Annotated in this window: 11 protein-coding genes; 1 reads left to right on the top strand and 10 read right to left on the bottom strand. The window is 45.3% G+C overall.

Annotation, left to right across the window (positions count from 1 at the left end):
• Window positions 1-177: 177 nt before the first annotated feature.
• From lacZ to NLX78_RS24090, 9 genes are all read right to left on the bottom strand, one after another.
• Window positions 178-3,222, bottom strand: a complete 3,045-nt coding sequence (lacZ, locus tag NLX78_RS24130) for a beta-galactosidase, LacZ type (RefSeq protein WP_254351745.1) — start codon at window positions 3,220-3,222, stop codon at window positions 178-180.
• 52 nt (window positions 3,223-3,274) lie between these two features.
• On the bottom strand, window positions 3,275-4,099 hold the full coding sequence (locus tag NLX78_RS24125; RefSeq protein ID WP_025722097.1) for a carbohydrate ABC transporter permease: 825 nt from the start codon (window positions 4,097-4,099) through the stop codon (window positions 3,275-3,277).
• Window positions 4,096-4,992: a carbohydrate ABC transporter permease gene (locus NLX78_RS24120; RefSeq protein ID WP_069081021.1), complete on the bottom strand. Its 897-nt coding sequence runs from the start codon at window positions 4,990-4,992 to the stop codon at window positions 4,096-4,098. Before NLX78_RS24120 ends, NLX78_RS24125 begins: the two co-directional genes overlap by 4 nt.
• A 101-nt stretch (window positions 4,993-5,093) precedes the next feature.
• Window positions 5,094-6,383, bottom strand: coding sequence for an ABC transporter substrate-binding protein (locus NLX78_RS24115; RefSeq protein WP_254351744.1), 1,290 nt, complete (start codon window positions 6,381-6,383; stop codon window positions 5,094-5,096).
• A gap of 215 nt (window positions 6,384-6,598) precedes the next feature.
• A complete protein-coding gene (locus NLX78_RS24110) occupies window positions 6,599-6,742 on the bottom strand; it encodes a hypothetical protein (RefSeq protein ID WP_235306938.1) in 144 nt (47 codons plus the stop codon).
• Between the two features lie 44 nt (window positions 6,743-6,786).
• Entirely contained in the window at window positions 6,787-8,601 is a 1,815-nt protein-coding gene (locus NLX78_RS24105; RefSeq protein WP_254351743.1) for a cache domain-containing sensor histidine kinase, read from the bottom strand.
• A gap of 38 nt (window positions 8,602-8,639) precedes the next feature.
• Window positions 8,640-10,199: a response regulator transcription factor gene (locus NLX78_RS24100; RefSeq protein WP_250267193.1), complete on the bottom strand. Its 1,560-nt coding sequence runs from the start codon at window positions 10,197-10,199 to the stop codon at window positions 8,640-8,642.
• A 260-nt stretch (window positions 10,200-10,459) separates the two neighbouring features.
• Window positions 10,460-11,095: a uridine kinase gene (gene udk / locus NLX78_RS24095; protein ID WP_254327286.1), complete on the bottom strand. Its 636-nt coding sequence runs from the start codon at window positions 11,093-11,095 to the stop codon at window positions 10,460-10,462.
• 75 nt (window positions 11,096-11,170) lie between these two features.
• Window positions 11,171-11,692: a ClbS/DfsB family four-helix bundle protein gene (locus tag NLX78_RS24090; RefSeq protein ID WP_250267194.1), complete on the bottom strand. Its 522-nt coding sequence runs from the start codon at window positions 11,690-11,692 to the stop codon at window positions 11,171-11,173.
• Between the two features lie 372 nt (window positions 11,693-12,064).
• Here NLX78_RS24090 and NLX78_RS24085 point away from each other — a divergent pair, with 372 nt between their 5' ends.
• Window positions 12,065-14,158 carry a pectate lyase family protein gene (locus NLX78_RS24085; protein ID WP_367988697.1) on the top strand — a complete coding sequence of 698 codons (2,094 nt, stop codon included), beginning with the start codon at window positions 12,065-12,067 and terminating at the stop codon, window positions 14,156-14,158.
• A gap of 91 nt (window positions 14,159-14,249) precedes the next feature.
• Here NLX78_RS24085 and NLX78_RS24080 read toward each other — a convergent pair whose 3' ends face one another.
• A complete protein-coding gene (locus NLX78_RS24080) occupies window positions 14,250-14,594 on the bottom strand; it encodes a hypothetical protein (RefSeq protein WP_061830247.1) in 345 nt (114 codons plus the stop codon).
• Between the last annotated feature and the right edge of the window lie 135 nt (window positions 14,595-14,729).

Here is a 14,729-nt window from a genome sequence, read left to right as displayed (position 1 = left end):
TACAACCAGTGTCGACCACAACGAAAGTTAAATAAGCTGCCTCCGAAAGAGTATCGGAAGCAGCTTATAGCCTAGGGGCTTTTTTCAGTGTCTATAAAATGGGGTCTTGACCACCATGAGGGAAGCACTGGAAGGGCTTTTGTTATATCTACTTGTCTATACAGTGAGCGTGCTTATTTATACCCGTTGCACGGTAAATTCGAATTCCAGCTTTTGATCGGCTGCGATTTGGTATTGTTCATGTACGGGAGCTCCCCAGCTGTCGTCGCCGCCTACACCCATTTGCTTTCCAGCTACGGTGACAACGGTGTAATACACGTTGGGCAGCTCATACAGATGGTAGGCACTTTCCAGCTCAAACGCTGTATACGGTGAAATATTGCATTCCACCGGTGCGGTAGCAGGTGCAGTAATGCGTATACCTTGCTGAGAATCGTCGGTAATATCGACACGGCGCACGCCTGTACGGTTGCCGGATTCCTGCGGTACGACATACCCGGATACGTTATCCGCAGCTTCGTTGTGGAATACGCCTAGTCTCGCGCCAAAGGCACGGTCGATGTAATTCTCTTCCGGTCCCATCGCATACCAGTTCAGATGGCGATAGTCCGCCGGAACCTTGAATGAAAGGGCAAAGATCGGCAGGTTAGGCAATCCTGAGACGCCTTCATAAGTCGATTTTACGTTCAGGCTACCGTCGGCGAAGACGGTGTAGGCTACCGTTACCTGTACGTCTGCATGGATGCTCAGCGTGTAGCGGAATGTAACGGTTACACGGTCTGTCTGCTCTTCCGTGACCTCGATGCCCACACATTTACGTGTCAGACTTGCAGCGAACCAGCCACCGGCTTCAAAGCCTAGTGCGGTTCCCCGATCATTGTCTGTGGTCGCCCGCCAGAACAATGGGGCAGGAGGCATGGCGATCATCTCACGTCCGGCGTAGCGAAGTGAAGTCAGGCTGCCTGCTCCTTTGGAGAACATGATGGTGAAATCCGTACCGTGAACGCCAATATTTACATCGCCATGCACCACTCGTAGGGCTCCACCTATTGAAGCTTTCAGCGGCTTTGGATCTTCCACAATGAAAATATGTTGTCCGAAGGCCACTTCGTGTCCAGCCTCAGCCCAGAGCGTCGCTTCCTTCAAAACCAGAGCGGTGTGAATAACGTACTCACCAGGCTTTCCATCCGTATTAGGGAATGTCAGTGGAATATAGGCTTCGGTCTGAGCCGCTACATCTACATGAATGGCATTACGTGCGATTTCTTGGCCTTCATGCAGCAGGCTATATACTAACTCATAGTCGCCTGTTCCCTCGAACAGGTTTTCATTGCGCAGGGTTACACCGCTGCGATCCGGGGTGAGCTTCAGATTTTGATACAGGAATTTGACCTCCTGCATCTTCGGCGAAACCTTCCGGTCTGCATAGACAATTCCGTCCGTACAGAAGCCATAGTCTGTAGCACGGTCGTCAAAGTCGCCGCCGATCGCGAGGTACTCGTGTCCGTAGCGATCTTTTTTCATAACAGCCTGATCAATATAATCCCAAATAAAACCGCCCTGATACAGCTCGTATTTGTTCTCCAGCTCTGTATACTTGTGCATGCCACCTACGGAATTACCCATCGCATGCATGTATTCGCAACTGATATACGGCTTTTGCGGATTGTCGTTTAGATATTGCTCGATATCTGCGGGCTTGGCGTACATCCGGCTCTCCATATCGCTGGTATCATCGTACGTACGGTTGTGAAACACGCCTTCGTAGTGCACCAAACGGCTCGGGTCGGTGGCTCGGAAATAGTTGGCGACATTGCGCAGCACTTCACCTGCATACGACTCATTGCCGCAGGACCAGATTAGAATGGACGCATGGTTTTTGTCCCGTTCCAGCATGGAAATGGCGCGATCCATGACGATATCTTGCCACTCAGGCAGATTGGCGGGAATATTCCACGATGGCTCGACGGCACCGAGTTTTTGCCAGGAACCGTGTGTTTCCAAGTTCATTTCATCAATTACATAGACCCCGTACTCATCGCATAGCTCATACCAAAGAGTCTGATTTGGATAATGAGAGGTGCGAACAGCGTTCATATTGTTCTGCTTGAGCGTCCGGATATCCCACAGCATATCTTCACGAGAAATCGCACGTCCGGTGCGAGCGTTAAATTCATGGCGGTTCACACCTTTAAAGACGATGCGTTTGCCGTTCAAATGCATGACCTTGTTGATCAGCTCAAATTTACGGAAGCCAATTTTTTGTGGAATGACTTCCACGAGCGATCCACTGGCATTATAAATTTGTATGAACAACGTGTATAAATAAGGTTTTTCTGCGCTCCAGCGCTGTACTTGCTCCAAGGTTGCTGACAGCGAAGCTTTGCCATCAGTAAAGTCAGCTTTTAAAGAAGCTACAACATGGCCGGCGGCATCTTTCACGTCGACAGTTGCATAGGCCGTTGCCGGCTTTTCCAAGGTCAATTTCAGCTCCAGAAGGCCCTGCGTGTAGGAAGCATCCAGATCCGCCTTGGCATGCAGGTCACGTACGTGAACCGTAGGGATGGTATAGAGATATACATCTCTGAAAATACCGGAAAAACGCCAAAAGTCCTGATCCTCCAGCCACGCTCCCGTACTTCTTTGATATACCTCAACCGCGAGCTTGTTTTCGCCTGCTTGCAGGAACGGTGTCAGTTCGAAATCAGACGGTGTAAAGCTGTCCTCGCTGTAACCGACAAATTGTCCGTTCAACCATACATAGAAAGCCGACTCGACGCCTTGGAAAGAAATGAACACAGGCTGCGCGTCGGAAGCCATATTTTCCGGCAAAACAAAGCTTTTGATATAGCTTCCGACCGGGTTGTGATCCTCCGGAATATGGGGTGGGCGAACGTCCGAATGTCCGTCCCACGGATACATCGTATTGACGTACTGCATTTGGCCAAAGCCTTGCGTCTGAATGTGACCCGGCACCTGAATATCGCTCCAGCCGCCGTACTCAAAGCCTGGGGTATAGAACTCTACCGGACGGCTGGCTGGATTCGTTGCATAGTTAAACTTCCAGCTCCCATTCAGGCTATGACGCCAAGCCATATCAGCTTGCTGCTCCGCTTCCTGAAGCGTAGCGTAATATTTGTGATCGGAATAGGCGGGCAGCCGATGCACAGCAAATTTGGTTACGTCGGTCAGCCAGTCCAGACTAGGGGTATGGATGGTCAAGGCGAACACTCCTTATTTTTAAAATGAAATGAAGATTGTACACAGAAGTCTGTTATTTAACCGAACCCACCATGCCCGCTACAAAGTGTTTCTGCATCAGGAAGAATACCAGTGCAGTCGGCAGTGTGGACAGAACAATGGCGATCATGATGACACCGTAATCCGGTGCATAGCTGGAGCCAAGGTTCGAGATCAACAGCGGAATCGTTTGATTCTCCGGCGTTTGCAGCACAATCAGAGGCCAGAGGTAGTTGTTCCAGCTGGACATGAATGTGATGATCGCGGCAGCGGCATAGGTTGTTTTCATCGTAGGCATATACACCCGGAAGAACAGACCCAGCTCGGATAATCCATCCATACGACCTGCTTCCAGTAGATCCTTTGGAAACATCTTGGTGCTTTGGCGGAAAAAGAAGATCAGGAACGCCGTAGTTACGGTCGGAATGACGACGGAAGAGAGTGTATCAATACCGATCCATGGTATGACATTAGAAATACTGCCGAACATCCGGTAGAGCGGGATCATGATCGCCGCAAACGGAATCATCATAGACATCAGCAGGATATTGAAGACAACGTCTTTTGCTTTACTTCTGTAAATTTCAAAGCCATAACCGGCCAGTGATGCGATCAGCATAGCCAGCAGCGTAGTTGAGATAGAGACTTTTGCAGAGTTACTTAGTGCGGTAACGATGTCTACTTTTTCGAGCAGATTGTGCATGTTATCCATCAGATGGGAGCCAGGCAGAAGCTTGCCTTTGGTCACATCGACTGACAGGTTCGTGGAGCTGGATAGCATCCAGAGGAACGGGAAAATCGAAACGAACGACACAATGATCAGAAAGGCGTACGTAAATGCTCTTTTTGTTTTCATCATTTTTTCTCACCTGCCACTTTGAACTGGATAATCGACAAGATAATGATCATAATGACGATGGAATAAGATACGGTCGCCGCATAACCAAAGTCGGATGAATATTTGAAGGACAAATTGTAAATATATTGCGAAATTGAAGATGTCGCGTTCCCTGGCCCACCCTTGGTAATATTCATAATTTCATCGAAGAGTTGGAGTGTACCAATCGTTGATGTAATCGAAGTGAACAGGATAATCGGCTTAAGCAGTGGAACCGTAATGCTGAAAAACTGTCGGATCGGAGAAGCTCCGTCAATACGGGCCGCTTCGTAGATGGAATTGTCAATGTTCTGAAGACCGGACAGGTAAAAGATCATATTATAACCAGTCCAGCGCCATGTGATCGCGATAATAATCGTAACCTTGGCCCAGAAAGGATCTGTAATCCATTGGATGGGCGTGCCAATCACGTGCAGATTCAGCAATAAGGAGTTTACCAGACCGTCGGACGAGAACAGGTACTTGAAGACAACCGAGTATGCTACAAGGGATGTGATACACGGCAAGAAGATAGCTGTGCGGAAAAAGCCCTTGAATTTCAGGTTTTTATCATTCAACAATACCGAAATGAACAGAGCCAGAATGACCATCAAAGGTACTTGGAAAATCAAATAGATAAACGTATTCTTCACGGCGGTTATAAACATTTTATCGGTGAACAATCGCTTGTAGTTATCAATGCCATTAAAGCTCAGATTAGACCCTGTACCTGTCTTAAAGGACAAGATAAGCGCCTGAATCATCGGATAGAAATAAAAAGCGGCAATCATGATCACTGCGATGGATATGAACAACCATCCTGTCATACCTGCTTTGAGACGTGTTGTAGTTATTTTGGGCGCGGCTGTCTTCATACCATGTCAACTCCCTGTGCAGCAATAAAACCTTGAACTCGCAAGCCCAAGGTTTTAAGTGCTTATCGTTTTATTGTTTAGCCTTGGCTAGATGGACTGTCTTATTTAAGCTGTGCTTCCGCCTGTCCTTGAGCATCTTTCAGAACTGCGTCTACATCTTTTCCGTTCAGATAGTTTTGAATTTCAACGGTCATGATATCCTCAATGGCATACGTGTGCAGGCCATAATTGACTTTTGGAACTTGTTTAGTCCATTCTGCAAATTTCTTGTATACTTTGTCGCCACCGAAGTACGGATCTTCTACGTCATAAGCTTTACCACTGGAAGCTGCGTTCAATGAACCAACAATTCCAATTTTGCTCAGCATATCTTGATACAGCTCTGGATCTGTTCCGAATGTCTCTTTCAGGAAATCAGCAGCGGTATCTTGACCGTCCGAGTTAAGAACATACCAGGAGCTGCCGCCGAGGCTGGAAGCATTCACGGATTCAGGTATATTTTTCAGCTTAGGGAAAGGAACAACGGCCCATTTACCCGATTGCGAAGCTTCTGCTTTGATCGAAGGTGTAATCCAGTTACCTGTAGGTACGGAAGCAACTGCACCGCTGTTGAATGCGGCCAGGAACTGACTCCAGTCGGCATTCATTTTAACAATGTTAGCGTCGAACAAGGATTTGTACGTCAAGAGCGCTTCTTTCATAGCTGGATTACCAGCCAGGTTTGGTGTTTTACCGTCTTCTTTCAGGTACCATGAACCTGCGGCTTGGATCATACCACGGATCAGACCGAGGTCATTCGGATCTTGAGTCAGCATTTCTTTGCCTGTTTTTTGTTTTACGGCTTTACCAATTTCAATAAATTTGTCCCAATCAATATTGGTCAGGTCTGCTACTTTGTAGCCGGCTTGTTCCAAATAATCCGTTCTTACATACAGTCCCATAACACCGGAGTCGAAAGGAACACCGTATTGCTTGCCGTTGTAGCTAGTCGGTCCGATTTTATAATCAGCGAAGTCGGATGCTTTGATCGTGCTGCTCATATCATGGAAAGAATCGGGATAGGCTTGCAGGAAGTTCTGTGCCCGATAATCCTCGATCAGAACCACGTTCGGCAGTCCTTTGGTAGAACCAGAGTTAAGACCAGCATTCATTTTTTGTACGATATCGTTTTGAGCATATTCAACAATGTTTACGGTTACATCTGGATGTTTGGCAACGTAGCGATCTTTTGCCAGCTTCAGGGCTGCGATATTAAAGTTCGGGTCCCAAGCCCAGACGGTGATTTCTTTTTTGCCTGAATCTGTGGTAGTAGCTGCTTTCTCGGAATTGCTGGAGCACGCGGATAGCAAGATCAAGCTTGCAATCAGCAGAAGGAAAGTCATTTTTTTCATTTTGTTCAACCCCTACTCTTTTTTATATGTTGCTTGCTAGTTCTAAATCTCTTAAATGAAAGCGGTTACCTTATTTATAAATCTAGTGTACCATCCATACTTTGTCGGCGTTAGGAATATCTTTATACGGATTGGTGTTATTATTATGATTTATCAAAAAAGGCACCGCTTACATTTGTATTTTGTTTTGGTTTAGGTACTTTTTTTAGGTTGAACTAAAGTTGTTCACGAAGCGCCACTGCGCGGCCGGATGGTGCTTCCCATCGCTGTTGTATCCAGATTTCTTTATTCAAATTATATAAGGTTGAAATCTGGATACAAAGGCGACCGCTACGCTTGTACAGCACCATTCCGCCCACTCCGTTCTTGTTCCACCTTCTTTGTTTAGTTCAGCCTATATTTTTTATGGGGTAGGAGGGGCGGGTTTTACGATCAATGGCAGGGTCATTCTGACTTTGGTGCCCTCGCCTTTTTTACTGGAGATGGTCACGCCGTATTCTTCTCCATATAAAAGGGTAATGCGGTTGTGCACATTCTGGATGCCGATGCCTGTGAACAGTTGGCGCTTGCTCTTGGGATTCGGCAGTCCGTCCTGCGCCGTATGCCCGTCCAATTCCATACCGTCTCCATCATCGACCACCTCACAGATCAATGTATCCTCCGTTTTGGACACCAATATATAGATGTGGCCTACATTTTTTTCATTAAACGCATGGAAAAAAGAGTTCTCGATAAAAGGCTGAATGATGAGCTTGGGCACATGGTACTCCAGACAATCGGGTGATACAAAATAATTCACTTGTACCCGCTGCCCGTAGCGTACATGGTTAATGAACACATAATTTTGCATGTTGGCCATTTCCTGCTCGATGGTGATCGTTTCACTTACATTGCTGATTGTATTTTGCAGTAAGGAAATGAGTGCATTGATCGTCTCGGCGGCTGTTTCCTTGTTTCCTTTGAGCACCAGCATTTTGATCGAAGCCAGTGTATTGTACAGAAAGTGCGGATTGATCTGCCGTTGTAGTGCAGCAAGCTCTGCGTTCCGTTGACCCTTTTGCGTCTCTAAAAGCTTACGGATATAGTCATTTAGTTCATCCAGCATGTAGTTGTAAGCATGACTTAATTGTCTAACCTCATAGCTGCCCGTTACCGGGATATAATTATCAAAATTCTTCTCGCGTATGGTCGACATTTGCTTCACCAGTCGAGTCAGCGAACGAATCAGTCGACGGGATATCAGAAAAACGATCACCAAAGCAATCAGTACGATGGCAATGCAGATCCATACAACGGATTTAACGTCAATAATTTGCCCAATGGCGGCTTGTCTGTCAATCATGTTCACCAGATAAAAATCAAATGAAGGGATATAGTTGGAAAGGAGGATACTCTCCTTATTCATCACATCCGCATTAATGTAGTTAAGTCCCTGTTCATTGATTTTTGTGGCATAGCCTAGCAGCTCACTGGAGCGTTGTCCGATCAGATCCTGGCGATTGCTCGATACAATCAGTCCCGACTTGTCCAAAATAAGCACATCATTGCCGTTGCTCGTGAAATTGTTGTAGAAACGGCGGAATTCAGGCTCTCGGATAGCGATGTAGATCATGCCGTACAGGGTGCCGCTGGTCCGCTCCATAAATGGTTTGGAGGCGATGATATAGGGTGTTGGCTTTTGCGGGGTACTATTCATTTGTTGCTGCAACAATTCAGTATCCAATTGATACATAAGCTGTGCCGGTCGTGCTACACTTCGGGCTGTAATAGCACTGCTTTTAAGCTCTTCCGCAGTTACAGGCCAATAGGACGAGTCGGAGTAAAAGCTCCGGCCATTCAGACCTGTTACAGCGACACCGACATCATAGGCATCGACGTTCGATTTAATTTGCTTCATTTGCTGTGCCATTCCGAAGTAAATCCTCGCCGAGTTAATTGAGTCAGATTGACCGCCAGTCAGATAGTTCTTGACCGTTCCATTTTCCGAAGCATGGGTTACGGCATTCACGATAGAATCATTGAAGGATTCAAAGCTGGATTGAATCTGGCTGAGTACCTTGGCATTTGTAATACTGAATGTCTCAGCAAAAAGTCGTTCAGACATCCGAATCGTCACCAAAGAGGTCAGCAAGGACACCGCAGTGATGCTGACCACCATAACAATAAAGATTTTGAAGAACAGACCTTGATATTTGATCTTATGGATATATCTTTTCATATTCAATCTCTTTTCTACTGGCAGATGTGGCTTACTCTCTAATAGAGATGCTCCCGGCGGTACTGACTGGGCGAGTAACCCTTCACTTTTTTGAACACTTTGGTAAAATAGCTGGGGTCCGAATAGCCTACCGTGCTGCTAATATCCGAAATGGACATCGTCCCCGACCGTAGTAACTCCGCGGCTTTTTCAACCCTAATTTTGTTGAGATACTCGCTAAAACCTTCTGTATGGTGTGCCGTAAAATAACTGGACAAGTAGGAAGGGTTAAAGTGAAAATATTGCCCAAGTGTCGTCAAATTGAGCGTTTCAGCATGATGCTCCTCAATATACTCCAGCAGTTTTTTCATGCTTGCACTACTTCCTTGCTGTGTTTTAGCCATGATCTGTCTGTTCGCTTCCTCCAAAAAAGTCTCCAGAAGGCGCACGGCTTCATGTACATGAGGGGCATCATTAATTGTTTTGAAATAGGAATATTTCGCCGCATCCAGCTCCTTCATATCATACCCCTGATTCCCGAGCAAAATCGTAATGTTGAACACGATATTTCCGAGAAGCGATTTGAATTCAAAAGCGGTAGAGGTATAGTTACCGGACATGGCAGCTACATAGGATCTCAAATCCTGAAAAGCTGTATCAAAATGCTCACGCTTCATCTCTTCTGTAAACTGTTTTAAGTTGAACGAGCTGTTCACCTGTACAGGCGGAGGGAGTTCATCTTCTATTAGCAGCGCTGTTCCTGGAAAATAAAAGCGGTAACTCAGCAGTTTTGGCAGTTCATTCTGATAGACGTCACTAATCTGATTGAAGTCATCAAATAAATGGCTAACTGACCAGCCTGTCTGTGGATCGACCCGCTTTGTCTCCTGAGCAACTTCCCTAACCGCAGCCATCCAGGCGTCTACTTCCCGTGGATCAAGATTGGCTAAAAACATAGCCGCATAGACATCAGATGGCAGTTGTCGCAGTACGATGTACTCACAGGCAGAGGATACTCGATCCGTAAGCTTGGAAAATAGGTCCGAGGCAGAGATGGAGCGCCCTTTATCCTGCTGTGCCAGCTGTTCTATACCTATGAGCGCAAAACGGGCATAAGGAAATGCTTGCTTGAGCAGCTCGGCGTCATAGTCCATGCTATAACCGGAGATCAGCTTTTCGATCACATGATCTATCGTAATTTGACTATTCCCGGCATCTGCTTGATATTGAATGGATGGAATTTTGCGAGCGGTTCTCTGGAGCACCTGGAGCAGCTCATCCGTGTCTAGCTTGGGCTTTAAAATATAGTCAGCAACCCCTTGCTGAAAGGTGGATCGCACGTAATTAAACTCGCCGTAACTGCTAAGCACAATGACTTCGATATCTGGATAGTTCTGTCTGACTATGCGCGTCAGCTCCTCGCCATCCATGATCGGCATTACGATATCTGTAATGACTATATGAGGGCGCAAGGTTTCAATTAGCTCCAATGCTTCTTTACCGTTAGAAGCTTCACCTACAATTCGAAATCCATACTGTTCCCACGACAAGTGGTGTTTAATCCCTTGCCGTACCAATATCTCATCATCCACAATCAAAATGTTGCATAGCTCATTCATGGCAGCACTCTCCGTAATTATACCTATTCGAGGATTTTGCAAAAATCCTGATTCAAAAAAGACCTCCATCACGTGGACGTCATATCATCTGAGGCACATATTTGACAACGCTTCCAACTTAACTTAAATCTAAAGCATTTAATCTTTACATGCTAACATAAACCACACGGGGATTCCAAAAAAATTTAGTCCAAATGGCATATAAAACAACAAAAAAGGCAGCCGAGAAAATCTCGACAGCCTAAACAACCGGGATTACCTTATACAGTGCCCCATGTTCGATCTCCCGCCAAATATTTTTCAGTCAAAATAGACAGCAGTTGAATACCAACCTCATTGTGTCCTCCCTCAGGAAGGATCAGGTCAGCGTATTTCTTGGAAGGCTCAATAAATGCCTCATGCATCGGCTTAACGGTAGTCAAATAGTGATCGTGGATCGAATGGATGGTGCGGCCGCGTTCCTCAATATCGCGAAGAACCCGACGAAGAATGCGCACATCAGGGTCAGTATCCACAAATACTTTGATGTCAAGCAGGCTGCGGAGTTTTTCGTCTGACAGTACGTGCAGACCTTCCAACATAACGATGTGATTTGGCAGAAGCTCTACCGTCTCGTCCGTGGAGCGTGCATGAACCGTAAAGTCATACACTGGCGCTTGTGTCGCTTGTCCTTTTTTCAGACAGTGGAGATGCTCAATAAGCAATTCGTTGTCAAAGGCAAACGGATGATCATAATTGACCAAAGCACGTTCATCATAGCTCAGATGTGAATGGTCTTTATAATAGTTATCCTGAGATATGAAAGTCACTTTATTAGATCCCAGACGCTCAACGACGGCGCGTGCTACCGTCGATTTACCGGAACCTGTACCGCCGGCAATACCAATAATAAGCATGGCGTTTCACTTACCCTTCCCTAAATGTATCCCGATACAACTCAAGTATTGTAGCACAATGCACACTTTTTTTCATCACTGTTGAACTTTGTATTTCTTCCATTTCCGTATCTTGGCTCTGAATGTTTTAAACGGTGCCACCGAGTTGATGTGAATCCATCTTGCCATGGGCCATTTCGGATTAGTCCCTGTCCAGTCGTGAACGCCCTGAGTGAAGAGCTCTTCATGACTAAGTGTGTCGATCCAATCCAGCCACTTTTGCTCAGCCAACTTGAACATATCGCGTAATTCACGTAAAGATTGGTGGGAGTAGGTCTTGTAAAATGATTGATATAGTTCACCTAGTCTATTCCACTTATAATTGGGGGCGGGCATGATCACGGTTTTTCCTTCCCGTTCGTCCCTGTCCCATGTCATGACAAGATGAAGCCATCCGAGCTGGTAGGCGATCATTTCTGCGGGTGTTTTATCTACTTCAGGGATACGAATATCCTTTTGGCTCTCGTCGATCTCCTGGAACTCACCGTCAAATCGTAAGTAGGAGGCATGAATGGCTTCCTTTAACTCTGATTTGGAGGCGTATTCGTAACTGGACATCTCATCGCTCCTTTAAATGATATGGATGATACTCACCTTTTATATGTACCATTCCCAATATGACAACTGTATGTCTTATTCAAAAATAAAAAAATATCGTTTTTTGTGATTTTATGAAACAGCATTTGGTGTGTTCACGAAACAGGATGCAAAATTAATAGAGAAATTAAGACAAAAGATAAGTAATTAGACATATTTTAATATTTATTTAAGTGTCTATAATTATTGGAGTATAGCGCTTAGGGCCCTCATTGGTGTTGGAATATTATTCCCTTCATCAGTACGTTATATACCGTTGGGCATGTCATGTCCGATAAACGGTGCAACCTTTGCTTTAGTATTCATGAATCTAATCGAGAAGGAGACTGTTATATGAAGTCGAGTTTGTTAAAAAAATGTGCAAGTGTAATGTTAAGCAGTACGTTGGTACTGTCTTTATCATTACCGTTGCTGGGTCATGCACATGCGGATGGGAATTTACAGATAAGTGATGATTTTGAACAAGGGGAAGCTCAAGGCTGGACCGCAGGATCGGGGAACTGGTCTGTGGTCAAGGATGGGAATGGATCTACATACCAACAATCTACTCGAAGCGAAAGCCATTCCGTCAAAGGTAACGCCTCATGGACGAACTATAGCGTGCAAGCAGATGTATATGTAAATGACTTTAATGGCTCCAATCGAGTCTACGTTGCAGGTAGATACACAGATTCCAACAACTTCTATGCAGCTTCGTTGTACAACAAAAAAGACGGAGCTCTTGAGATTCGAAAAAAAGTCAAAGGTTCTATGAAGACATTGGCTACCCATAAAAAATACAAACTGGACACGAATACATGGTACAGAGTCAAGCTGGAACTATCCGGTTCGGAAATCAAAATGTATGTCAATGATCAACTGGAGCTGTCCGCAACAGACACCAGCCTCACTGCTGGAGCCATTGGCTTGGTAACCTCCAAAGCAGCTGCCCAATTCGATAATGTGATGGTATCCGGTGCTTCTTCTGAGGTAGATTCAGGAACACCGCCTGTGAATCCGACACCAGGTACAGAACAACCGACTCCTGGGGTGGACCCTGATGTAACCTCCAAAAATAACTATAATTTGACTGGCTTTTCGTATGGTAATACAGGTGGTGGCAACATTGCGGATACAGATGCCAACTACAAAAAGGTATACAATGCTGTAGATCTCAACGAAGCACTGAAGAAAGGCAGCAAAGTCAAAGTGATTGAGATTATGAACGATCTTGATCTCGGTTGGAATGAAATTCCTAGTGCTGCCAAAGTAATGCCTTTTAGTGCCAACAATCCTGTACAGACGCATCCTGTTCTGAAAAAGACAGGTGTGAGCAAAGTCTATATCGAAAATATGAATGGGGTTACGATTTTCTCTGCCAATGGTGCGAAAATCAAACATGCTGGCTTTGTCATCAAAAGAAGCTCTAATTTGATTTTCCGTAACCTCGAATTTGATGAGCTTTGGGAGTGGGATGAAGCAACCAAAGGGAACTATGATAAGAATGACTGGGATTATGTTACCATCGAAGGTACAAGTTCCAAGGTATGGATCGACCACTGTACATTTAACAAAGCCTATGATGGTTTGGTAGATGTGAAAAAAGGTAGTAACGGAGTTACGATTTCCTGGTCTTTGTTCAAAGGAGATGACCGCAGCTCCAACAGCTGGGTAACCCAACAAGTCAACGCGATGGAAGCAGACAAGTCTTCCTATCCTATGTACGCGTATCTGAGAAGCAGTGCAGTAGGCATGAGTAAAGAAGATATCATTGATATTGCAGCAGGACAAAAGAAGGCTCATCTAATCGGTGCTACGGAAATGGCTTCCGACAATGCAGACCTGGAGGTGACGCTGCATCATAATTACTATTTGGATATTCAGGATCGCATGCCTCGTCTGCGTGGTGGTAATGCTCATGCATATAACATCGTTATGGACGATGCCGGATTGGCCAGAGCCAAAAAAAGAATTACTTCTGATATGGCTAAAGCAATTGCTGCAAAAGGATACCATTTTGATGTCGTGGGTAATGGTGCAATTTCAACAGAAAACGGCGCGGTGTTGCTAGAAAAATCGTATTTAATTGATGTATTTTCTCCAGTGCGTAATAATCAAAAAGATCCTAACAAAGCGGATTACACAGGTAAAATCAAAGCCGAGGACGTTATCTTTTCGAACAACGGTACCGTGTTCAGAGGAGGCAGTGACGATGCGAATAGCCCGTTAGCCCCTTATCCTGCCAAGACCAAGGACTTCTCTTGGAATGGGTTCACAACGTTGCCATACAGCTATACAGCCGAAGATCCTGCCAATCTGGTTGCTCAATTGCAGGCCAAGGATGGAGCAGGTGCAGGTAAGCTGAACTGGTCGAGTGAAAACTGGCTCAAAACGGTGTACAATACGGCCGTTACGAAAAATGCAATAGTGGAAGAAGATTCCGAATAGGTAGGCCATATAAAAAAGCAGCCAGTACAGATAAGCTCTGTTGCTGGCTGCTTTTTTTGTTAACTACGTCTAGAATGCGTTCGGTACGAACTTAACCAATAACGACAAACGAGGATACGCCAGCAGGTACGGATCTAACGCGGAATAATACTCCATCATCTCTAAAAGTACGCAGAATATAAGGCTGGTTCGTAGGTGTGCGAACATTGTTAAATCGCGCAGTACCAAAACCATCGAAGCCTGCAGCTTGGACAAAGCTTCCATCTAGACGCCGGAGTATAGCAAAGAATCCGGTTGTGTTAAAAGGAACACCGTTTGTGTTAGCCCAGATAACTGTAAATCGGCGTAGAGTTTGTGTAGGGCTCACATTGCGATATCTCGTAACAGGAACCTTTCTGCCCGTAGATTTCAATGTTTGTGGAGGACGAATGGCCACTAAAAATCAACTCCTTTGTTGTGATGAGATAGTAAATGCACACAAAGGAGTTTTGGACTGTGTTATTAACTACGACTTCTTATAAATAGGTATATATCGAACTCAAAATGACACTCCATGTACATTATCGTTCGA

Source organism: Paenibacillus sp. Lou8.1, assembly GCF_024213565.1.
Lineage (GTDB): Bacteria > Bacillota > Bacilli > Paenibacillales > Paenibacillaceae > Paenibacillus > Paenibacillus polymyxa_B.
The sequence above is the reverse complement of the archived record's forward strand: the minus strand, read 5'-3'. Positions and strand labels throughout refer to the sequence as shown.

Bases quoted from the DNA above. Each gene is read 5' to 3' on its own strand.
- NLX78_RS24125 (WP_025722097.1), bottom strand. From the start codon at position 4,099: ATGATGAAAACAAAAAGAGCATTTACGTACGCCTTTCTGATCATTGTG.
- NLX78_RS24120 (WP_069081021.1), bottom strand. From the start codon at position 4,992: ATGAAGACAGCCGCGCCCAAAATAACTACAACACGTCTCAAAGCAGGT.
- NLX78_RS24115 (WP_254351744.1), bottom strand. From the start codon at position 6,383: ATGAAAAAAATGACTTTCCTTCTGCTGATTGCAAGCTTGATCTTGCTA.
- NLX78_RS24105 (WP_254351743.1), bottom strand. From the start codon at position 8,601: ATGAAAAGATATATCCATAAGATCAAATATCAAGGTCTGTTCTTCAAA.
- NLX78_RS24100 (WP_250267193.1), bottom strand. From the start codon at position 10,199: ATGAATGAGCTATGCAACATTTTGATTGTGGATGATGAGATATTGGTA.
- udk (WP_254327286.1), bottom strand. From the start codon at position 11,095: ATGCTTATTATTGGTATTGCCGGCGGTACAGGTTCCGGTAAATCGACG.
- NLX78_RS24090 (WP_250267194.1), bottom strand. From the start codon at position 11,692: ATGTCCAGTTACGAATACGCCTCCAAATCAGAGTTAAAGGAAGCCATT.
- NLX78_RS24085 (WP_367988697.1), top strand. From the start codon at position 12,065: ATGAAGTCGAGTTTGTTAAAAAAATGTGCAAGTGTAATGTTAAGCAGT.